This window comes from Microbacterium sp. CFH 31415 (genome assembly GCF_022538185.1).
Taxonomy (GTDB): domain Bacteria; phylum Actinomycetota; class Actinomycetes; order Actinomycetales; family Microbacteriaceae; genus Microbacterium.
The window spans coordinates 47,759-69,182 of sequence record NZ_JAKYXC010000001.1 but is presented as its reverse complement, the minus strand read 5'-3'; the positions used below and the strand labels follow the sequence as shown (position 1 = coordinate 69,182).

Annotated in this window: 20 protein-coding genes and 1 tRNA gene; 9 read left to right on the top strand and 12 right to left on the bottom strand. The window is 71.0% G+C overall.

Features of this window, described 5'->3' with window-relative positions; all coding sequences use genetic code 11:
* Positions 1–48: 48 nt before the first annotated feature.
* From MK786_RS00320 to MK786_RS00310, 3 genes are read right to left on the bottom strand one after another with little or no spacing between them, the layout of a single operon-like run.
* Complete coding sequence (locus MK786_RS00320) at positions 49–987, bottom strand: type II secretion system F family protein (protein WP_241110275.1); 939 nt, start codon at positions 985–987, stop codon at positions 49–51.
* Positions 984–1,841 carry a type II secretion system F family protein gene (locus MK786_RS00315; RefSeq protein ID WP_241110274.1) on the bottom strand — a complete coding sequence of 286 codons (858 nt, stop codon included), beginning with the start codon at positions 1,839–1,841 and terminating at the stop codon, positions 984–986. Before MK786_RS00315 ends, MK786_RS00320 begins: the two co-directional genes overlap by 4 nt.
* Positions 1,838–2,992, bottom strand: coding sequence for a CpaF family protein (locus tag MK786_RS00310; protein WP_241110273.1), 1,155 nt, complete (start codon positions 2,990–2,992; stop codon positions 1,838–1,840). Before MK786_RS00310 ends, MK786_RS00315 begins: the two co-directional genes overlap by 4 nt.
* Before the next feature lie 200 nt (positions 2,993–3,192).
* Between MK786_RS00310 and MK786_RS00305 the strand changes: the two genes are divergently transcribed.
* From MK786_RS00305 to MK786_RS00295, 3 genes are all read left to right on the top strand, one after another.
* Positions 3,193–3,405: a PLDc N-terminal domain-containing protein gene (locus tag MK786_RS00305; protein WP_241110272.1), complete on the top strand. Its 213-nt coding sequence runs from the start codon at positions 3,193–3,195 to the stop codon at positions 3,403–3,405.
* Positions 3,406–3,475: 70 nt separating this feature from the next.
* Positions 3,476–3,557: transfer RNA gene (locus MK786_RS00300), tRNA-Leu, on the top strand.
* Between the two features lie 62 nt (positions 3,558–3,619).
* Entirely contained in the window at positions 3,620–4,411 is a 792-nt protein-coding gene (locus MK786_RS00295; protein WP_241110271.1) for a DedA family protein, read from the top strand.
* Between the two features lie 12 nt (positions 4,412–4,423).
* On the opposite strand, the gene MK786_RS00290 is transcribed toward MK786_RS00295, so the two are convergent.
* Entirely contained in the window at positions 4,424–5,341 is a 918-nt protein-coding gene (locus MK786_RS00290; RefSeq protein ID WP_241110270.1) for a Ku protein, read from the bottom strand.
* Positions 5,342–5,419: 78 nt separating this feature from the next.
* On the opposite strand from MK786_RS00290, the gene MK786_RS00285 reads away from it, so the two are divergent.
* Positions 5,420–7,900 carry an ATP-dependent DNA ligase gene (locus tag MK786_RS00285; RefSeq protein WP_241110269.1) on the top strand — a complete coding sequence of 827 codons (2,481 nt, stop codon included), beginning with the start codon at positions 5,420–5,422 and terminating at the stop codon, positions 7,898–7,900.
* On the opposite strand, the gene MK786_RS00280 is transcribed toward MK786_RS00285, so the two are convergent.
* The 4 genes from MK786_RS00280 to murI all read right to left on the bottom strand — a co-directional run bounded on the left by MK786_RS00280 (position 7,897) and on the right by murI (position 11,174).
* Positions 7,897–8,817: a cation diffusion facilitator family transporter gene (locus MK786_RS00280; RefSeq protein ID WP_241110268.1), complete on the bottom strand. Its 921-nt coding sequence runs from the start codon at positions 8,815–8,817 to the stop codon at positions 7,897–7,899. The two genes, MK786_RS00285 and MK786_RS00280, sit on opposite strands and share 4 nt — an antisense overlap.
* An 85-nt stretch (positions 8,818–8,902) precedes the next feature.
* Entirely contained in the window at positions 8,903–9,547 is a 645-nt protein-coding gene (gene rdgB / locus MK786_RS00275) for an RdgB/HAM1 family non-canonical purine NTP pyrophosphatase (protein ID WP_241110388.1), read from the bottom strand.
* A 22-nt stretch (positions 9,548–9,569) separates the two neighbouring features.
* Positions 9,570–10,319, bottom strand: a complete 750-nt coding sequence (rph, locus tag MK786_RS00270; RefSeq protein WP_241110267.1) for a ribonuclease PH — start codon at positions 10,317–10,319, stop codon at positions 9,570–9,572.
* A gap of 27 nt (positions 10,320–10,346) precedes the next feature.
* On the bottom strand, positions 10,347–11,174 hold the full coding sequence (murI, locus tag MK786_RS00265; protein ID WP_241110266.1) for a glutamate racemase: 828 nt from the start codon (positions 11,172–11,174) through the stop codon (positions 10,347–10,349).
* A 52-nt stretch (positions 11,175–11,226) separates the two neighbouring features.
* Here murI and MK786_RS00260 point away from each other — a divergent pair, with 52 nt between their 5' ends.
* Positions 11,227–12,585 carry a nicotinate phosphoribosyltransferase gene (locus MK786_RS00260; protein ID WP_241110265.1) on the top strand — a complete coding sequence of 453 codons (1,359 nt, stop codon included), beginning with the start codon at positions 11,227–11,229 and terminating at the stop codon, positions 12,583–12,585.
* Here the strand turns inward: MK786_RS00260 and MK786_RS00255 are convergent.
* Genes MK786_RS00255 through MK786_RS00245 form a run of 3 tightly spaced genes read right to left on the bottom strand, consistent with a single transcriptional unit; the run spans position 12,564 to position 15,573 of the window.
* Entirely contained in the window at positions 12,564–12,830 is a 267-nt protein-coding gene (locus tag MK786_RS00255; RefSeq protein ID WP_127474413.1) for a DUF3039 domain-containing protein, read from the bottom strand. The two genes, MK786_RS00260 and MK786_RS00255, sit on opposite strands and share 22 nt — an antisense overlap.
* A gap of 41 nt (positions 12,831–12,871) precedes the next feature.
* On the bottom strand, positions 12,872–14,440 hold the full coding sequence (locus MK786_RS00250) for a hypothetical protein (RefSeq protein WP_241110264.1): 1,569 nt from the start codon (positions 14,438–14,440) through the stop codon (positions 12,872–12,874).
* Positions 14,416–15,573: an ATP-binding cassette domain-containing protein gene (locus MK786_RS00245; RefSeq protein WP_308220007.1), complete on the bottom strand. Its 1,158-nt coding sequence runs from the start codon at positions 15,571–15,573 to the stop codon at positions 14,416–14,418. Before MK786_RS00245 ends, MK786_RS00250 begins: the two co-directional genes overlap by 25 nt.
* Positions 15,574–15,769: 196 nt before the next feature.
* Here MK786_RS00245 and MK786_RS00240 point away from each other — a divergent pair, with 196 nt between their 5' ends.
* From MK786_RS00240 to MK786_RS00230, 3 genes are all read left to right on the top strand, one after another.
* The gene (locus MK786_RS00240) at positions 15,770–16,462 is read left to right on the top strand and encodes an NTP transferase domain-containing protein (protein WP_241110263.1); all 693 of its coding nucleotides are present in this window, start codon (positions 15,770–15,772) and stop codon (positions 16,460–16,462) included.
* A gap of 64 nt (positions 16,463–16,526) precedes the next feature.
* On the top strand, positions 16,527–17,435 hold the full coding sequence (locus tag MK786_RS00235) for a hypothetical protein (protein WP_241110262.1): 909 nt from the start codon (positions 16,527–16,529) through the stop codon (positions 17,433–17,435).
* 182 nt (positions 17,436–17,617) lie between these two features.
* Complete coding sequence (locus MK786_RS00230) at positions 17,618–18,997, top strand: aminoglycoside phosphotransferase (protein WP_241110261.1); 1,380 nt, start codon at positions 17,618–17,620, stop codon at positions 18,995–18,997.
* Here MK786_RS00230 and MK786_RS00225 read toward each other — a convergent pair whose 3' ends face one another.
* On the bottom strand, positions 18,998–20,287 hold the full coding sequence (locus MK786_RS00225) for a CDP-glycerol glycerophosphotransferase family protein (protein WP_241110260.1): 1,290 nt from the start codon (positions 20,285–20,287) through the stop codon (positions 18,998–19,000). It abuts the gene before it with no gap.
* 109 nt (positions 20,288–20,396) lie between these two features.
* Here MK786_RS00225 and MK786_RS00220 point away from each other — a divergent pair, with 109 nt between their 5' ends.
* Positions 20,397–21,422, top strand: a complete 1,026-nt coding sequence (locus tag MK786_RS00220) for a glycosyltransferase (protein ID WP_241110386.1) — start codon at positions 20,397–20,399, stop codon at positions 21,420–21,422.
* Positions 21,423–21,424 lie beyond the last annotated feature (2 nt).

Here is a 21,424-nt window from a genome sequence, read left to right as displayed (position 1 = left end):
CTCCTTCGAGGGGGGGTCAGGTGGAGGGCGACTGAGGTGGAGGGCGACTCAGCCAAGGCCGAGCCGGAGCATGAACACTCCCGGGAACACGGCGAACAGCACGCTGAGCGGGAGGATGAGGAAGACCAGCGGCACGAGCATGTAGATCTCTTTGCGCCCCGCACGTTCGATGAGGTCGCGCTTGGCGTCGTCCCGGGCGTCGAGCGCCTGGGCGTGCAGCACCCGCGCGAGCGGTGCCCCGCGGTCGATCGCGGCGACGAGCTGGTCGACTGATCGCGACAGGGCGGGGATCTGCAGAGCGTCCGACATCCTCGCCAGCGCCTCCGGGAGCGGCGAACCGGTGCCGACGGCCACCACCGCCCCGCGCAGCTCCGCCGTGAGCTCGCCGGCCCCGACCTCGCTCACCCGTCGGAGCGAGTCGAGGATCCCCTCGCCCGCCGAGAGGCAGAGTGCGACGAACTCGAGCACCGTCGGGAGCTCTTCGCGGATGCGGGCGACGCGCGCCTTCGCCGACTGCGACAGCCACGCGTCGTACCCGAGGATCCCTCCCACCGCGAACAGCGGGGGCAGCACCACGAGCGAGGGGGAACCGCGGCCGAGGAGCACAGCGGCGACCACGAGCACACTGCCCGTCGCCAGCCCCGCGATCGACCACGCCAGCTGCCGGCCGCGGAAGGCCGAGGCATCCATCGATCGCCCCGCCTGGTGAAGCCGGCGGCTCAGCGCCGCGTCGCCGCCCAGGAATCGCGCGAAGCGCAGCTGCAATGCACGCCACGCGAGGGACGGGGCCGGCACCGGACCGGCCGCGCCGATGACGTCCCCGACGCCGCGCGGATCCGTCACGTCGCGGATGTACGGAGCGATGCGCTGCGCGAGGCTCGGCGCGCCGACGCGCGGGGCGAGTGACAGCAGCAGGCAGACGCCGACGCCGAGCGCCGTTCCCAGCACGATCGAGAACGCGACGTCGTCCATCGGGAGGGGGCTCACCCGAACCACCTCCGCGGCTCGGGCAGACGTCCGAGCCGGATCATCACGCGGAAGGCGAGGAACGACACCGCAGCGCCGGCGAGGATGAGCGCGACCCCTTCGGGACTGCCGTACGCCTCGGCGCCCTCGGGCCGCATCGCGAGCAGGCACAGGATGACCCAAGGGGCGGCGACGCCGAGCACGGCGGCTCCGCGGATCCACGACTGACGCGACTCGACCTCGGCGCGCAGCGCGGTGTCGGCGCGTACTGAGGCGGCCAGCGCACGCAGCACCGGCGTCAGCTCGGTGCCGCCCACCTGGCGCGCCATGCGCAGCGTCTCGATGATGCGATCGGCGACCGGATCGGCCAGCGCCACCTTCAGGCGCTGCGCGCTGGAGTCGAAGTGACCGGATGCCGCAACATCGCGTGCGAACCCCCCGAAGGCCGGCCGCAGCTCGACGGGCGCGGACCGTGCGAGGCTCGCGACGGCGTCGGGCAGCGACATCCCGGCACGCACCGACGCGATGAGCAGGTCGCACACATCGGGCCAGAGGCCGCGACGCACACGCACGAGCCGGGACCGCCGCGCGCGCAGCCACGCGAACGGCGCGACGGTGCATGCGGCGGCGGCGACGAGGCTCAGCGCCGGCACCTGGGCGACGATCCACGACGCGGCCGCGCCGACCACCGCGGCGGAGCCGGCCACGACGATCACCGAGCCGGGCGACAGGCGCGCGAGTCCGGCGCCCTCGAGGAGTCGCGCGATGCGGCCGTGCGACGCCATAGGCGCCGACCGCTCGCGCAGCGGCCACACCCAGGGCGAGAGGGTGAGCAGCACCCCGGCGGCGAGCACGGCACCCCAGACGAACGTCATGCGCCGTCGCCTCGATAGAGCGTCCGCGCGGAGATCACGCCCTCCTCGACACCGACCGGCTCGACGATCTCTGCGACGCGGCGGCGGCCCGCGGCATCCCGCTCGCAATGCACGACGACATCGACGGATGCCGCGACCGCCGGCACCACGAAAGCGGCGTCGATGTTGCGCCCGGCCAGCAGCGGCAGCGCGGCGAGCTTGCCCAGCGCCTCGCGCGCCGAGTTGGCGTGGATCGTCGCAGCGCCCGGCACGCCCGTGTTGAGCGCCAGCACGAGGTCGAGTGCCTCGGCGTCGCGCACCTCGCCGACGACGAGACGGTCGGGGCGCATGCGCAGCGCCTCCTTCACGAGGCGCCGCAGCGTGACTTCACCGGTGCCCTCGAGACTCGGCTGCCGACCCTGGAGCGCGACCAGGTCGGTGGCGGCGACGGCGAGCTCGAAGGTCTCCTCGACGGTGACGATGCGATGCTCGGCCGGACAGGCGGCGATCATGGCGCCGAGGAGCGTGGTCTTTCCCGCGTGCGTGGCGCCCGACACGATCACAGAGGCTCCGCGATGCATCGCGGACCGGAGCAGCTGAGCGCCGTCGGCGGTGATCGAACGTGCGGCCACGAGCCGGTCGAGGTCGCGGAAGGCGGGCAGGAACTTGCGGACGTTGACCGCCCAGTGCCGCCGGGTGATGTCAGGGATCACGACGTGCAGGCGGGACCCATCGGGCAGCGACGCGTCGACGAAGGGCTGACTCAGGTCGACGCGTCGACCCGAGGATTGCAGCATCCGCTCGACGAGATCCCGCACCGCCGAGTCGGTCAGCGCGAGCGGCGTGCGCTCCGCCACCCCGCCGCGGGCGACGAAGATGCGGTCGGGGGCATTGATCCACAGTTCCTCGACGGTCGGGTCGTCCAGATACGGCTGGAGCGGACCGAAACCGGCGACCGCGGCGAGCACCTCGCGCACGCACGCCGTCTCGTCGTCGACAGGCGCGAGCCCGCGGGCGAGGGCGAAGTCGTTGTGGCGTCGTACCTCGGCTCGCGCGATGTGGGCGGCCAACTCCGGATCGCGCGACGGGTCGGTCCGCTCGGCGCGCAGCCGTTCCCGCACCCGCTCGGCGACGAGGGTCGCCGTCGGCGGGGAGGCGGTGGACGAATGCACCACTGCATCCTCGCAAGGGAGGAAAGCGGCATCCCGAAGTTATCCACAGGTGCCGAAGGCAGCGCGCCGTGCTCGCAGGATCAGACGTGACTCTCGCCGGACCAGTGGCGCCGGCGCCGATGGACCGGATCACGCTCGTGCCGTGACGCGTCACGGTGCAGGATGGAGGTGACACCGACGAACGATTCGGAGGCACGATGATGACCAAGAGCCCACAAGAGATGGCACCGATCGGCCGAGCCGTCCTCGGCCTCGTGGGCCTCGTGCAGGTCGCATTCGCCTTCCTGGCCTTCTGGGATCTCGCTCATCGCGACGCGGCCGAGGTGCGCGGACCGAAGCCGGCGTGGATCCCCGCGATCCTGGTCAATTGGATCGGTCCGGCGAGCTATTTCCTCTTCGGCATCCGTCGCTGAAAGCACCCGCGGAACCCGGGGGCCCGCCCCACAGCCCGCGTCCAGGCGCCTCAGTAGACTGAACCTGCTCGCGGGAGTGGTGGAATTGGCAGACACGCAGGATTTAGGTTCCTGTGCCTCCGGGCGTGTGGGTTCAAGTCCCACCTTCCGCACGCAGCTGCTTCGCTGACCGCGCTGCACCGCCGACCGCCTCGACCGACGGGAATCCCACATCGTGCACGCCGTGCCCACCGCTCTCATCCCCTGGCTCGATCCGGCCGCGATCATCGATTGGGCGGGCCCGTGGGCGCTCGTGGTCGTGTGCTTCATCGTGTTCGCCGAGACCGGCCTGCTGGTCGGCTTCCTGCTGCCGGGCGACACGCTCCTCGTCATCGCCGGCCTGCTCTCGCACCCCCAGGACTACGCGCCGAACGGCGTGTTCGGCCTCAGCGTCTGGTGGGTGGCCCTGCTGATCGGACTGGCCGCCTTCGTCGGCGGCGAGGTCGGCTACTACATCGGCCACAAGGGCGGGCCCTCGGTCTTCGAGAAGAAGGAGTCCGGTCTCTTCAGCGTCAAGAACGTCGAGCGCACCAACGCGTTCTTCGAGCGCTTCGGCGGGCTCACGATCATCCTCGCCCGCTTCGTGCCGATCGTGCGCACCTTCGCCCCCGTCGCCGCCGGCGTCGGCCACATGAACAAGTGGAAGTACACCCTCTACAACTTCATCGGCGCCGTGATCTGGGGCTTCGGCCTGACGATGTTCGGCTACCTGATCGGCTTCATCCCGCCGGTGGCCACCTTCGTCGAGAACTACATCGACCTCATCCTGCTCGCCGCCGTCGGCGGCACCGCCGTGGTCACCCTCTGGCACTACTTCCGCGAGCGCAGCAAGGCCAAGAAGGCCGCTGCGGCGGGCGAGGATGTCGTGACCGACCACGAGGAGGCCGAGGCGCTCGTGCTCGACGCCGACATCTTCGACCGCGGCCCCGAGCACGGACAGCACGACGGAGAGGTGCCGCGGGCCTGACGCTGTCGTCGGTCAGGAGGCCTTCGCGGTCTTCTTCGCCGCCGGCTTCTTCGCGGTGGACTTCTTCGCGGTGGACTTCTTGGCGGCGGGCTTCTTCGCGGGTTCGTCGTCCTTCTTCGCCGACGTCGCGCCGCCCTCGCGCGCAGCGCGCGACTTCTCGACGCTCGCGCGCAGCGCCTCCATGAGGTCGATGACCTCTCCCCCGGTGTCCTCCTCCTCGTGGTCGCCGAAGGTCTCGGAGGTGTCGAGCGCATCGCCCTTCTCGAGCTTCGCGTCGATCAGGGTGCGCAGCTCCTCCTGGTACTCGTCCGAGAACTCGGACGGGTCGAAGTCGCTCGCGAAGCTCTCGACGAGGGATGCCGACAGCTCGAGCTCCTTCGCCGAGATGCGCACCGTCTCATCCAGCGCCGGGAAAGCGGCCTCGCGCACCTCGTCGGCCCACAGCAGGGTCTGGAGCACCAGTACGTCACCGCGCACACGCAGCGCGGCCAGCCGCGTCTTCTGGCGCAGCGAGAACCGCACGATCGCGGTCCGGTCCGTCTGCTCGAGCGTCTTGCGCAGCAGCACGTACGCCTTCGGCGAAGCGCTGTCGGGCTCGAGGTAGTACGCCTTGTCGAGCGTGAGCAGGTCGACCTGGTCGCTCGGCACGAACTCGACGACGTCGATCTCGCGGCTCTTCTCGGCCGGCAGCGCCGCGAAGTCCTCCTTCGTGAGCACGACGGTCTTGTCGCCGTCGTCGTAGGCCTTGTCGATGTCCTGGTAGGGCACGACCTCGCCGTCGATCTCGCAGATGCGCTGGTAGCGGATGCGGCCGCCGTCCTTGTTGTGCACCTGGTGCAGCGACACGTCGTGGTCCTCGGTCGCCGAATACACCTTGACCGGCACATTGACCAGACCGAAGGTCAGCGCACCCTTCCAGATCGCCCTCATCCCCCCAGTGAACACCGGTCACACCCGCCACGGCTAGCCCATATGCAGGTGTTGACATGTCGCGGCTAGCCTGAACGCATGCCGGGCCCGTCCAACATGGTGAGCATCGGTGGCCGGCGACTGCGCGTCACGAACCTCGACAAGGTGCTGTACCCCGAGACGGGCACCACTAAGGGCGAGGTCATCGACTACTACACGCGCATCGCCCCGCTGCTCATTCCGCACGTGGTCGGGCGGCCCGTGACCCGCAAGCGCTGGCCGGACGGTGTGGGAACCGACGACGACCCGGGCATGGTGTTCTTCGCGAAGGACCTCGAGCGCGGCGCGCCGTCCTGGGTGAGGCGGATGCCGATCCCCCACTCCACGGGGACGAAGGACTACCCCCTGATCGGCGACGTGCCGACCCTCGTCTACCTCGCCCAGGTGGCGAGTCTCGAACTGCACGTGCCGCAGTGGCGCTTCACTCCCGACGGCCAGCGCGGATTCGCCGATCGCCTGGTGCTCGACCTCGACCCCGGTCCGGGCGCAGGGCTGCCGGAGTGCGCCGTCGTCGCCGGCTGGGCACGCGGCATCCTGTCCGGAATGGGCCTCGACCCCTACCCCGTGACCAGCGGCAGCAAAGGCATCCACCTGTACACGGCGCTGCCTGACGGGCAGACGACCGAGCAGGCGTCGATGATCGCCAAGGAGCTCGCTCGCGCGATCGAGGCCGACCACCCCGACCTTGTCGTCAGCTCGATGAAGAAGACCGAGCGCCCCGGCAAGGTGCTCATCGACTGGAGCCAGAACAACGGCTCCAAGACGACGATCGCTCCGTACTCGCTGCGCGGCCGCATGCACCCCACGGTCGCCGCCCCGCGCACGTGGGACGAGCTCGGCGACCCGGGACTGCGGCACCTGCTGTTCGAGGAGGTGCTCGAGCGCATGCAGGCGATCGGCGACCCGATGGCGGCACTCGGCTTCCACGCGGGCGGACGAGAGGCCGAGGCCGGGCCGCTGTCGGCGTACATCTCCAAGCGCAGCGCCTCGCGCACTCCCGAGCCGGTGCCGGCGAACCCCCTCGGCGCGACTCCGCACGGCGAGAAGCCGATCTTCGTCATCCAGGAGCATCACGCGACGGCGCTGCACTGGGACTTCCGCCTCGAGCACGACGGCGTGCTCGTCAGCTGGGCGGTGCCCCGCGGCGTCCCGCACTCGTACAAGCGGAACAATCTCGCCATCATGACCGAGGACCACCCGATGGAGTACGCGAGCTTCGAGGGCACCATCCCGGCCGGCGAGTACGGCGGCGGCAGCGTCACGATCTGGGACGACGGCCGCTACGACCTCGAGAAGTGGCGCGACGACGAGGTGATCGCCACACTCGAGGGTCGCCCGGGCGGCCCGCTCGGACGGGTGCGCCTCGCACTCATCCGCACCGAGGGCGAGGGTGAGAAGTCGAGCTGGCTGCTGCATCGGATGAAGACGGATGCCGCGGGCCGGCCACAGCCGGACGGCATCCCCGTCGAACCCAGCGCACAGGCCGACGCGCGACCTCCCGCACGGCGCGCGGGACCTGACGAGGACCCATCCTCTGCCCCGTCCGCCCCGGCGGCGATGCTCGCGACGAACGCGACCCCCGGCATCGCCCGTCGATCCGCGGCCCGCTGGGGCAGCGAGCCGTGGGTGGAGGGCAAGTGGGACGGCATCCGCGCGCTCGGCGTGTGGGACGGCTCGCGCCTGCGGCTCTACGCCCGCAGCGGCAACGACATCACCCATCGCTACCCCGAGCTGACCGACGTGGACGCGGGGCTCGGCAACGCCCCGGCGATCGTCGACGGCGAGCTCGTCGCACTCGAACCTGACGGCAGGCCGAGCTTCCCGCTGCTGCAGGGGCGCATGAACCTCGAGCGTCCCGCCGAGATCGCCCGCGAATCGCGCCGCGCCCCGGTGCGGTACTACCTGTTCGACGTGCAGTCCGCCGACGGCGACGACGTGACGGGCGAGCCCCTCCGCGTCCGTCGGCGTCTGCTCGAAGACCTCGCCGCCGACGCGATCCCGCTCATCTCGGTGCCGCCTGTCTTCGACGACGTCGACGCCGCGCTCGATGCCAGCCGCGCGCTGCGGCTCGAGGGCATCGTCGTGAAGGATCCGCGGTCCCGCTACACCGGCGGCGTCCGCTCGGAGTCCTGGCTCAAAGTGAAGCACACGAGCACCCAGGAGGTGGTGATCGCCGGCATCCGCCCGGGCAAGGGCGGGCGCAGCGGTACGTTCGGCTCGCTCCTGCTCGGCATCCCCGGCCCTGACGGCCTTCACTACGCGGGGCGCGTCGGCACCGGCTTCAGCGACAGCATGCTCACCCAGCTCCTGCGCACGCTCACGCCGCTGCGCACCGACGACAACCCGCTGGTGGGAGTGCCGCCGCTCGATGCCCGCGACGCGCTGTGGGTCCGGCCCGAACTGGTCGGCGAGGTGGAGTACGGCGAGTTCACGCCCGGCGGCATCCTGCGCCACCCGCGCTGGCGCGGACTGCGGCCCGACAAGAGTCCCGGCGAGGTGCGCCGCGAGGACGTGCGCTAGGCGTGGGCGTCGTGCTCGACGTGGCCGGCGGGCTCGAGCTGGAACGTCGAGTGCTCCACGTCGAAGTGCTCAGACAGGCAGGACTGGAGGGTGCTCAGGATGCCGGAGGCCCGCCCATCGCGCATCGCGGCGTCGTCGACCACCACGTGCGCGCTGAACACCGGCGCTCCGCGGGTGAGCTGCCACACGTGCACGTCGTGCACGTCCACGACGCCGGGGGTGGACAGGATGTGATCGCGGATGTCGCGCACGTGCGTGCCCGCAGGCGCCGACTCCGCCAGCACCGACACGACCTCGCGCAGCAGGCCGATCGCGCGGGGGATGATCATGGCGGCGATGACCAGCGATGCGATCGCGTCGGCCTGCACCCAGCCCGTCGTCACGATCACGATCGCGGCGACGATCACCATCGCCGAGCCGATCAGGTCGCCGAGGACCTCGAGGTAGGCGCCGCGCACGTTGATGCTGCGGCGCTGCGCGGAGCTGAGCAGCCACATCGCGATCGCGTTGGCGATCAGGCCCGCGACGGCGACGGCGAGCATGAGCCCGCCCGCCAGCTCGACCTCGCCCGGATCCAGCAGGCGCTGCACTCCCTCGACGGCGATCCATGCCGACAGCACGAGGAGGATGGCGCCGTTCGCGAGGGCGCCGAACACCTCGGCGCGCTGATACCCGAATGTGCGGCGGTCGTTCGCCGGCCGCGCCGCGACAGACGTCGCCACCAGCGCGATGACCAGCGCCACGGCATCCGTGAACATGTGCGCCGCGTCGGCCAGGAGCGCCAGCGATCCCGACAGTGCCGCTCCGACGACCTGCACCACCATCACGACGCTCGTGATCGCGAGCGAGATCGCAAGCAGTCGGCGGTTGCTCGCCCCGCGGATGCCGCTCTCCGAGGCGCTCGCGTGATCGTGCATGCGCCCAGGCTAAGCCCGGGCGCGACCCGCCGTATGCCGATCCGCGCAGTCGGGAATGATCGTGATTCTCACTCGCGCGAGCGTGTCAGAGCTGCTCGAGGAGCGGGGTCAGCTCGGCGAAGGCGCGGGCGCGATGCGACGCGCGGTTCTTCTCGAGCGACGACCATTCGCCGACGGTGCGCTCGCTGCCGGCGGGCTGCCCGTCGGGAATGAAGATCGGGTCGTAGCCGAAGCCGCCCTCCCCCGCCGCCGCGGTCGCGAGGCGGCCCGGCCAGCGCCCTTCGACGACCTGCTCGCTCGACGCGTCGCCCGGCACCACGAGGGCGATGGTCGATACGAACTGCGCCGTCCGGTGCGGGTCGGCGATGTCGGAGAGCTGGTCGAGCAGCAGCTCGAGGTTGGCCGCGGCGTCCTTCGCATGCCCCGCCCAGTAGGCCGAGAACACGCCGGGCGCGCCGCCCAGCACGTCCACGCAGATGCCCGAGTCGTCGGCGAGCGCCGGCAGCCCGGTGTGCTCGGCGGCGGCCCGTGCTTTGATGAGCGCGTTCGCGGCGAACGTCACGCCGTCTTCGACGGGCTCAGGCCCGTCGTACGCGACGACCTGCAGGTCGGGGCGGGTCTCGGCGACGATTTCCTGGAACTCCTCGACCTTGTGCCGGTTATGGGTGGCAAGCACGATCTGGCGGAGCGGCTCGGCCTCGGCCGCGACGTCGGCCACGGCCTGCGCCATCTCCTCCGGCAGCGCGGTCACGTCACGCCTCCGCCGCGCCGGCTTCGAGCGCGGCGGCCTGGCGGTCGCGCAGCGATGCGCAGCCGGCGATGCCGAGCTCCAGGAGGGCGTCGAGCTCGCGCTTGTCGAACGGCGCGCCCTCGGCGGTGCCCTGCACCTCGACGAACAGCCCGCGCCCGGTCACGACGACGTTCATGTCGGTCTCGGCGCGCACATCCTCCACGTAGGCGAGGTCGAGCATCGGCTCGCCGTCGATGATGCCGACCGACACGGCCGAGACGGAGTCGATGAGCACCTGCGACCTCTGGGCGATGAACTTCTTGCCGCGGCCCCACTCGATCGCGTCGGCGAGCGCCACATACGCACCGGTGATCGCGGCGGTGCGCGTGCCGCCGTCGGCCTGCAGCACGTCGCAGTCGATCACGATGGTGTTCTCGCCGAGCGCCTTGGTGTCGACGACCGCGCGCAGCGCGCGGCCGATGAGCCGCGAGATCTCGTGCGTGCGTCCGCCGACGCGGCCCTTCACGCTCTCTCGGTCGTTGCGGCTGTTCGTCGCGCGCGGCAGCATCGCGTACTCCGCGGTCACCCAGCCCTTGCCCTTGCCGGTCAGCCAGCGCGGCACGCCGTTCGTGAACGACGCCGTGCAGAGCACCTTGGTGCCCCCGAACGAGATGAGCGCCGATCCTTCGGCGTTGGCGCTCCAGCCGCGCTCGATCGTGATGGGTCGCAGCTGGTCGACGGTGCGGCCGTCCGCGCGGACGAGATCGGTCATCGGGTTCTCCTCGGGTGGGACGGGGGATCAGTTCGAACGATGCGGGAGGTCGATGGCGCCGGTCTGCACCAGCTGGACCTCGCGCACCTCGCGGCCCATCAGCCGGTGGGCGAGCTGGAGGAACTCGTCAGCCGACGCGCCGGTGGCCTCGTAGACGTGGCGGGGCGCGGCATCAGGACCCGCGAGCAGGTCACGGGAGATCAATTGGCGGTAGACGTCTTTCGCGGTCTCCGTGTCACTCGACACGAGCGACACATCGGAGCCCATGACGTAGCTGATGGCGCCCTCGAGGAAGGGATAGTGCGTGCACCCGAGCACCAGCGTGTCGACGCCGGCATGGCGCAGCGGCGCGAGGTACTCCTCGGCGGTCGCGAGCACCTCGGGCGAGTCGGTCACGCCCGCCTCCACGAATTCCACGAACCGGGGGCACGCCTCGGCGAAGACGGTGAGACGCTCGTTGACCTCGAGCATGTCCTGGTAGGCGCCCGAACCGATCGTGCCGGCGGTGCCGATCACCCCGATGCGTCCGTTGCGGGTGGTCGACATCGCGGTGCGCACCGCGGGACCGATCACCTCGACGACCGGCACGTCGTAGCGTTCGCGGGCATCGCGCAGCATGGCGGCCGAGGCGGTGTTGCACGCGATCACGAGCATCTTCACGCCCTCGTCGACAAGCGTGTCGAGGATCTCGAGCGAGTAGCGCCGGACATCGGCGATGGGCTTGGGGCCGTACGGCGAGTGCGCCGTGTCGCCGATGTAGAGGATCGACTCGCGCGGGAGCAGCGCCGACACGGCTCGCGCCACCGTGAGTCCGCCGACACCGGAGTCGAAGATTCCGATGGGTGCGTCCTTCACGATGATCCAGCCTACGCCAGGCCGGGTCATCGAGATCGCTAGAGTGACCCGCATGACCGCCTCTCGCAGCACAGCCCTGCACACCGATCGCTACGAGCTCACGATGCTCGACGCGGCTCTGCGCGACGGCACCGCCGACCGGCGATGCGTCTTCGAGCTGTTCGGCCGGCGCCTGTCCGGCGGTCGCCGCTTCGGCGTCGTCGCCGGCACCGGCCGCCTGCTGAGCCTCGTCCGGGACTTCCGCTTCGGCGACGAAGAGCTGCGGTTCCTGCGCGACGAGCGGGTGGTGGATGCCGCGACCCTCGACTTCCTCGAGGGCTACCGCTTCACCGGCTCGATCACGGGCTACCGAGAGGGCGAGCTGTACTTCCCCGGCTCCCCCATCCTCACCGTCGAGGGGACGTTCGCCGAGGCCGTCGTACTCGAGACCCTCGCGCTGAGCGTGCTGAACCACGACTCGGCCGTCGCGACCGCCGCCGCGCGCATGAGCGTCGCCGCCGGTGACCGCCCCCTCTCCGAGATGGGCTCTCGGCGCGCCGGTGAGGCGTCCGCCGTCGCGGCCGCCCGCGCCGCCTACATCGCGGGCTTCGGCGCGACGTCGAACCTCGAGGCGGGGCGCGCCTGGGGCATCCCGACCATGGGCACCGCAGCCCACGCGTGGACGCTGCTGCACGACACCGAGGAGGAGGCGTTCCGCTCGCAGATCGAGGCGCTCGGCACCGACACCACGCTGCTCGTGGACACCTACGACACGCGTGAGGGCGTCGCCACGGCGATCCGGGTAGCCGGCACGGACCTCGGCGGGGTGCGCATCGACTCCGGCGATCTGCCGCTCGTCGCCGCCGAGGTGCGTGCACAGCTCGACGAACTCGGCGCCACCGGCACCCGCATCACCGTGACGAGCGACCTCGACGAGTACGCGATCGCCGCGCTCGCGGCATCCCCCGTCGATTCCTACGGCGTGGGCACGTCGGTCGTCACCGGTTCGGGCACGCCCACCGCCGGCATGGTCTACAAGCTCGTCGCCCGCCAGGACTCCGCAGGGGGCTGGGTGGCCGTCGCGAAGGCATCGACCGACAAGGCCTCGAAGGGCGGTCGCAAAGCCGCGTTCCGCACCCTCCACCGCGGCACGGCAACGAGTGAGCTCATCGTCGTGTCGGACGGGTTCGAAGACGTCGCGGCCGCGGCATCCCATCCCGATGCCCGCCCGCTGCAGGTGGCCCTCATGACCGACGGCGAGCCGGATGGGGCGTTCGAGGGCCACGAGGGAGTGGAGGCGGCGCGCGAGCACCACGCGTTCGCCCGCGAGGAGCTGCCGGTGCGCGGGCTCGCGCTCAGCAAGTCCGACCCGGCGATCCCGACGGTCTACGCCGATGCCGCGGACGCAGCTCACTTGGCCAGCGACTCGTAGATCTCTTTGCACGTCGGGCACACCGGGAACTTCTCGGGGTCGCGCCCGGGCGTCCACTTCTTGCCGCACAGAGCCCGTACCGGCTTGCCGGTGATGGCGGACTCGAGGATCTTGTCCTTCTTCACGTAGTGCGAGAAGCGCTCGTGGTCTCCGGGCTCGATGTTCTCTTCGCGGATGAGCTCTTCGAGCTCTCGGTCGAGGGTGGCCAGACCGCCCTGGTCCGGGCCTTCGAGAGGGGTGCTCATGGTCAGCCAGTGTAGTCCGGCCCGCCGGCGTCGGGACCCGCTCAGGTCGACTCGGCGAACTCCATGAGGCGCCCTCCGCGCCGCGAGAAGACCATCGAACCGGCGGTCACGCCGATGATCAGCACCCCGAGTCCGGTCGCCAGTCCGGCCCACAGGGCGAGCATCGCGGACTCGATGTCGTCGGTCAGAGCGACCCATGCGCACCACAGCGCCGGGACGGTGACGATCACGGCGCCCAGCATGACCAGGCTCTGCGAGACAGCACCCGTCGCGCCCGTGCGCTGCGGCTGCTGGAACGGGCTCTCACCGGGCCGTGAGACGGCATAGGGCGCTACGACGGAGGAGACGCTCGACAGCCCGAGCCCCGCGAAGAAGAGGGAGGCGCAGACACCGACCATGGCCGGCAGGAGCGCCCAGCGCCCGTGGATCGAGATCACCACGGGGATCGCCAGGGTGAGGACCGGGATGCCGAGGAGCAGCACCGGCACGAGGCGGCCCAGGCGGTCCGAGACCCCGCGCATGCCGCTGGCGATGTGCATCCACACCGCGGTGGAGTCGTAGGCCACGTCGTTGTGTGGAAGCCATCCGAGCAGCAGGGCGGCGAACGGCACGGGCACCAGGATCGCCAGCTCGAGCGGCACCCCCGCGACGAGCAGCGGCACGACCGTCACGGCCGCCGCCACCGGGATGACCAGCATGTTGACGACATAGCGGCGATCGCGGAACCAGTACAGGAGGCTTCGCGCGGCGACCGCACCTCCGGGCGTGCCAGGCGCCACGGCGAACCACCCGAGGCCCGCGCGCTCGCGACTCGTGACCGGGCGCTCGGTTGTGGTGAGGAGCCGGTTCACTGACCAGGCCCACAGCAGCGCGAGGACGCCGAGCGTCGCCACGGCGATCACCACCGACAGCCACGCCCCCTCGGGATCGAGGTCGGCCGCTCCCGGGAACGCCCAGGCCGCGCCGAGCGGCGTCAGCGCGAGCGCGTTCACGGCTCCGGTCAGCTGGGTGGGCACGGTTTCGCCCCACTCCAGCGACGCGAGGAAGACGCCGACGGGCACCACCACGACCACGATCGCGAGGAGGAACAGGCCCGAGAGCTCGCGCGAGCGGCGCTCCCGCAGGTAGAGAGCGGCCACCGCCATGCAGACGCGGGCGAAGAGGGCGCACGTGAGGACACCGAGGACGACGCTCGCCGCGGCCACAGGCCACGCCACACCGTGCTCGACCCACACGATGGCGGCGCATGCCGCGATCGCCGCGAGGGCGAGAACGGGGACGCTCACCAGCCCGACCAGCGCGAGAATCAGCGCAAGGCGTCCGCGAGGCACCGCGAGCAGCGCGAAGCGTCGCGGGTCGAGGGGGTCCTCCACCGCGCCGATGAGCGGCGCCAGGCCGAAGCCCAGGGTGACGGCCGAGCCCCCGAGCACGATCACCGTCTGAGCGGCGTCGGCGTCGGCATCCCGCAGCGTGAGCATCGCCCAGCAGGCGGCCACCGTCGCCGCGATCAGGATCAGCACCGCCGAGATCACGCGCGCCGCGTGGACGCGGCCGCCGCGCAGCGTGCCGAAGAGCAGTGCAAGCCTCAGTCGGAGAACGTGTGCAGCCACTCGAGGCCCTCCACGTCGCTGAGCCCGCCGGCCAGCTCGATGAACCGCTGCTCGAGGCTGAGCTCGCCGCGCACCTCGTCGACGGTGCCTTCCGCGAGCACCTGCCCGGCCACGATCACCGCGACGCGCGAACATACGCGCTCCACGAGTTCCATGCCATGGCTGGACAGGATCACCGTGCCGCCGTGGGCGACGTAGGTGGAGAGGATGTCGAGGATGATCGCGCTCGAGACCGGATCGACCGCTTCGAACGGCTCGTCGAGGACCAGCAGCCGGGGCGAGTGGATGAGGGCTCCCGCGAGCATGACCTTCTTGAGCATTCCGGCGGAGTAGTCCGAGACGACGCGCCCGAGCGCATCGGTCAGATCGAAGGCGCGCGCGAGGTCGGCCGTGCGGCTCTCCACCACCGCCGCCGGGAGCCCGCGGAGCACGCCGTAGTAGTGGAGGAGCTGCCGACCGGTGAGCCGGTCGAATGTGCGCAGCCGATCGGGCAGGACGCCCATGACGCGCTTCGCGCCGAGTCGATCGGATGCCGCATCCGCACCGCCGACCGTGATGGTGCCGCGGTCGGGCTCGAGGAGGCCTGCGATCAGCGACAGCGTCGTGGTCTTGCCTGCGCCGTTCGGACCCACGACGCCGTAGAAGGTGCCGGCGGGCACGGTCAGGTCGATGCCGTCGACGGCGAGGGTGTCGCCGAACCGCTTGGAGACGCCACGCAGGACGAGGACGTCCTCCGCGGGGGCCGGCGTGGCGATGGGCTCCGCCTCGACCGCGGGCTCGGTCTCGACCGCAGGCTCGGTCTCGATCGCAGGCCCTGGCATCGGGGGCTTCGGCGGGATGACGATGTCGGCGGCGGCGAGTTCAGAGAGCTTCGCGGAAGGGGGTGCCGGAGCGTCGCCGGATGCCGGCTCGTCAGGAAGGCCCTCTTCGACGGGCGGCTCCTCGGCGACCGGCTCCTCGGCGACCGGCGCAGGCTTGGCAGGGCGCTTGCCCTTCGCGGCCTTCTTGCGGGGCGCTTTGCGCTCGACTGACGGAGCCTTGGGGCTCGACGGCAGCGACACGATGGGCGCACTGTCGTGACCGTCCGGCTCTTCCGGATCGATGTCGTTCGGCACCGGGAGGGAGGCTGTCACCGATCCAAGGTATCAAGCGGTTCTCTGAGAGCGGTCACTGAGTGACGCCGAGTCTCACGAACACGGATTTGTCACGAATCGACAACGGCGGCCGATCATTCTGCACGTTCACAGGTGCCGTCGCTACCATGGACGCGGCACGAAGGGGTGTCGAGTCGGTGTACCGACAGTGAATCTCACACTCAGGAGCAGACCTTTGACCCTTCAGACCGTCATTCTCGCAGCCGGTATGGGCTCGCGCCTCGGCCGGAGCCTTCCGAAGCCGCTGACCGAGCTCAACGACGGCCGCAGCATCATGCAGCAGCAGCACGACAACATCCGCGCGGCGTTCGGCGCCGCGGCGAAGATCACCACGGTCGTCGGCTACCGCGCAGAGACCATCGTCGAGGCCTTCCCGTCGGTCGACTACGTCTACAACGACCGCTACGACCAGACCAACACCTCCAAGAGCCTGCTGCGCGCCCTGGCCAAGACCGGCAGGGGCGGCGTGCTCTGGATGAACGGCGACGTCGTCTTCGACCCCATGGTCCTCGGCCGCGCGATCGAGCTGATCGAGCGCGACCAGTCGTTCGTGACGGTCAACACCTCGAAGGTGAGTGACGAAGAGGTCAAGTACACGGTCAACGGCGCAGGCTTCATCAAGGAGCTCTCCAAGACCGTCGAAGGCGGGATCGGCGAGGCCGTAGGCATCAACTACATCTCGAGCGGCGACAAGAAGGCGTTCATCCGCCAGCTGACGCGCGTCGACGACCAGGACTACTTCGAGCGCGGCCTGGAGCTGGCGATCGCCGAGGACGGCGTGCTGCTGCAGCCGCTCGACATCTCCGACCTGTACGCCGTCGAGGTCGACTTCGCCGAGGACCTCGAGCGCGCCAACCTCTTCGTCTGACCCATCCGGCGGAGCCTGTCAACCCGCAGGCCGCGCTCAGGCTCGGCCGCATAGGATCGGCCCGATGGTCGACAAGGTGCACACGATCCACTCCCTGCCCGGGGACTCTCCGTGGCAGGGCGGTCTGCCGCCCGTCGGCTCGGAGGAGCACCCGCGCACCATCCGCGCCCTCGACCGTGTGCTCGCCATCCAGCGCCCGGTCGTGCTGGCGCATCTGCGCAGCATCCGTCTCCGCCATCCGCACGCATCGACGGCCGACCTCGTTCGCATCCTCGAGCGGCGGTACCTCGCAGCGGTGACGGCGGGCGGCGCCGCGGTGGGAGCCACGGCCGTCGTGCCGGGCATCGGCACCGGTGTGACGCTCGCGCTCAGCGGCGTCGAGACCGTTGGGTTCATCGAGGCGACCGCGCTGTTCGCCCAGTCGGTAGCCGAGGTCCATGGCATCCCGGTCGCCGATCCGGATCGTGCGCGCGCCCTCGTGCTCACGCTCATGCTCGGCAAGGAGGGCGTCGATCTCGTTTCGCAGCTCGCCGGGCAGGCCATGGGCCGCGGTCCGTCCCGCGACAAGTACTGGGGCGAGCTGATCACGAAGACGATCCCCCGCGCCGCCATGGGCCCGATCGTCGATCGGCTCAAGACGACCTTCATCCACCAGTTCGCCGTGCGCGGCGGCGCGTCGTGGATCGGCAAGGCCCTGCCGTTCGGCATCGGCGCCGCGATCGGCGGCACCGGCAATCACCTTCTCGGCCGGCGCGTGCTCGTGAACTCGCGTCGCGCCTTCGGGCAGGCGCCCGCGATCCTCCCACCCGACCTCGAGCCCAGACCGGGGGCGACGCCGTTCGAGCGCGCGGCGACCCGCACGATCCGCCACGCCGGCGCGGCAGTCGTGAACGGCGCCAGGCGTCTTCGCCCCGGCTCCCGCAAGGCCATTTCTCAGAGCCCGTCCGATCCGGGGGATCTCGCCGACGACTGACGCCCGGCCGCGCTGGCGCGCACAATGGACGCATGGGACTGTTCACGCGCGGGCCCGAGCACAAGTCCATCGTGATCCCGGTCGCGCCGATCGTCGACGTTACGCGGCCTGCCATGACGGACGGTGACGCGGAGGACTGACCGGCTGGCTCGCCGAGCGCGTTCGGGCATACCCTCGGAGACATGGACAGCACGCTGGCGTGCCTGGCGGCATGGATGCCCAGGCAGCGGTGGTACGCGGCCAAGGGCCGCCCGCCGAGCCTTCGCCTGATCTCGTGGTGGGATCTCGCGCCGACCGCCGCCGAGGATGCGGGCGCGCGCATCCGCACGTATCTCGTCGCCGACGAGGGCGCCTTCCCCGCCGTGCTGTACCAGCTGCCCGTCGTCTCACGTGCGACCGAGACCGTGGACGCGTCGCCGGATCACGTCATCGGCAGCCCCGAACCCGGCACGACGTTCATCGACGGACCGTTCGACCCGGCGTACGCGCGTGCCCTGATCCGGCTCGTCACCCTCGGCGGCACCGCCGAAGGCCCCCGCACAGTGGCGACCGGCCACCCCGCGCCCGATGCGCCCCCCGACGAGCCGCGCAGCGCGAGCGTCGTCTCCGGCGAGCAGTCGAACACATCGCTCATCTTCCGCTCGCACGGGATGCCCATCATCTGCAAGATCTACCGTCAGCTGCATCCCGGTCTCAACCCCGACATCGAGCTGCCGACGGCGCTGGCCGCAGCCGGATCATCGCACGTGCCGCGAGCGATCGGCTGGGTGGAGGGAGCGTGGCCCGACCCGGCCACCGCACAGGGCACCGTGACCGGATCGCTCGCCACGGCCCAGGAGTTCCTGCCCAACGTCGAGGACGCGTGGCGCGTCGCACTGCGCGCGGCCGCGCGCGGCGACGACTTCCGCGGACCGGCGCGAGCGCTGGGCGCGGCCACGGCCGACGTCCACGTGTCACTGGCGGCGCTCTTCCCGACTCGTCAGACGCTGCTCGAGGACCGTGCGACCACGGCCGAGTCGTGGCACCGGCGCCTGACGATCGCGATCGCGGAGGTCCCGGAGATCGCGGAGCGGCGCGAGGCCATCGAGTCGGTGTACGAGCGGGCGGCGGCCGGCGACTGGCCCGATCATCAGCGCATCCACGGCGACTATCACCTGGGGCAGGTGCTGCACGTCCCCGGGCGGGGCTGGGTGCTGCTGGACTTCGAGGGCGAACCGCTGCGGCCGATGTCGGAGCGCACCCGCGCCGATCTGGCGCTGCGGGACGTCGCCGGCATGCTGCGCTCGTTCGACTACGTCGCCGGGTCCATCCGCCTGGACGACCCCGACCGCTCCCCCGCCGCCGCCCGAGAGTGGGCCCGCGCCGCGCGTGAGGCGTTCCTCGAGGGGTACGCGCTGGCGTCAGGCGCCGACCTGGTGGCCGACAGCGCGCTGCTGGCGGCGCTCGAGCTCGACAAGGCCGTGTATGAGGCGATCTACGAGGCGCGCAACCGCCCGACGTGGGTCACGATCCCGCTCCGCGCGATCGCGCGGCTGGTCGAGCGCCCGGCCCCCGTCGGCTGATCAGCTCTCGCCCGCGTCGTCGAGCTCTGCTTCGTCGGGGTCGGGTTCGTCGTCCTCGCTCTCGACCACGGACCGTGCGTACCAGTCGTCCCATTCGTCCATGAGCCGGCGGATGGCATCGTGGAAACGCTCGGTCGCCGCCCCCGGCGAGGTGTCGCCGAAGTAGTGGCGCACCCATCGTTCGAGGCGCTCGACGGCTTCCGGGTCGTTCAGCACCCGGTCCGTCTCCGCGATGATCGAGGGCGCGTCCGCGGCATCCAGCCACTCGCAGGCCGACAGGTAGCCGTGCGTGTCGATCGCGGCGGCGGGGTCGACGGGGCGCGTGATCATGAGCGGCTTGTCCGCCGCGAGCCGGTCGTAGACCATCGCCGAGATGTCGACGATCGCGACGTCGGCGGCCGACAGCTGCCATCCCAGATCGGGCCCGTTGTCGTAGACGTGCTGGGCCGACGGGTCGGCGGCATTGGCCGCCGCGATCGCCGCGATGATCCGCTTGTCGGCGTCGCCGTACTCGGCCACCACGACCCCCGAGCGCGGATGCGGCCGATAGATCACACGGTGACGCTTGCTCGCCAGCAGCGCGCCGATGAGCGCCTCACCGTGCGTCACGATCGAGCCGTAGTGCGCGGAGGGCCGGTCGCCCTCCCACGTGGGTGCGTAGAGAACGACGGTGCGGTCGTCGGGCGTGTACGCGAGCCTGCCCGAGTAGTGGTCGGCCTGCGGCCTGCCGATCGCGATAGCGCGGCGGTCGACGTCGTAGTCCCACAGCACCCGCGACAGGCGCTCGCGGGCGGCATCGCCGGCGATGAGCGCGTAGTCGTACGCCTTGTACTGGTTCGTGGTCATGTACATCTTGTCGGACTCGCCGTGGTTGATGAACACGTGCCACCGACGGCCGTACCGGAACATCTGGAAGTTGCGGGTGTTCTGGTTGACGTACAGCACGACGCGGATGTCCTGCTCGGCGACGAACCGCTCCAGGTCGCGCACGGTCGGCACGAACGCCACCGGCGGGGCGTCCTCGGCCAGCAGCGCCTGCGCCCCCGTGGCCGCCCGGCTGAGCACCACGACCGGCCAGGTCTTCGCCACCTCGGCGAGCGGCTTGTACCACTGCCGCATCTGGTACATGTTGACCGCGCCGTCGGCGAAATACACCGCGACCCGGTAGTGGAATCGCGGATGCTGCGGGCGAGCGGCCAGCGTGCGGCGGACGTCCTTCACCGCTGACCGGCTGCGCACCGCCTTGCGGACGAGCGCGACCGCCTTCTTCGCATCCGAGACCAGACTCACTCGTCCAGCCTACTCAGGCGACCCGTGACATGATCGACGCGTGCAGGACGAGCAGCGCGGGCGCAAGGACGCTCCAGAGGTCCCCCGCGACGCCGGCGTGACGTTCGTCATGCCCGTCCTCAACGAGCGCGACTACCTGCGGCGCGCGGTCGAGACGGTTCTCGCCCAGGACGTGGACGGCCCCTCCGAGCTGATCCTCGCCCTCGCGCCGTCCACCGACGGCACGACCGAGCTCGCTCGCGAGATCGCGGCCGGTGACGAGCGCATCGTGCTCGTCGACAATCCCGCCGCGGACATCCCCGTCGGACTCAATCGCGCGATCACGGCCGGGCGATATCCGACCATCGTCCGGGTGGACGCGCACTCCGAGCTCGAGAGCGACTACACACGACGCGCACTGGCGACCCTCGACCGCGTGCGCGCCGCGAACGTCGGCGGAGTCATGCGCGCCGACGGCCGTACGCCTTTCCAGCGTGCGGTCGCCCGCGCGTACAACTCCCCGATCGGCCTGGGTGGCGGCGCGTACCACGGCGGCACCCAGGAGGGCGAAGCCGAGTCCGCGTACCTCGGGGTGATGCGGCGGGCCGTGCTCGACGAGGTGGGCCTGTTCGACGAGACCATCCGCCGCGGCGAGGACTGGGAGCTCAATCTCCGCATCCGGCGCGCCGGCTACCGCGTGTGGTTCGATCCGGCGCTGTCGGTGACGTACTGGCCGCGCGAGAGCTGGTCGCGCCTGGCACGGCAGTTCTCCGCGACCGGTCGCTGGCGCGGCGAGCTCGTGCGCCGCTTCGGGCGCGGCAACTCGCTCCGCTTCTTCGCCCCCCCGGCGCTCGTCGCCACGATCGTGCTCGCGGTCGTCGTGGGCGTGCTGCAGCTGACGGGTGCGCTCGCCGGCTGGTGGTCGGCCGCGGCATCCCTCGTCTACCTTCCCGTGCTGGTGTACGCGGCGCTCGTCGTGATCGTCGCGCTGGGACCGGGTGGCGGTCGCGGATGGCGCGACAAGCTCTGGACGATGGCCGTCCTGCCGACCATGCATCTCTCGTGGGGATGGGGGTTCATCGTCGGCGTGCTGCGCGGGGCGCACGACACCGTCGACACGTCCCGCCTCGGCTCGCGCAACACTCCGCTGCCGTAGCC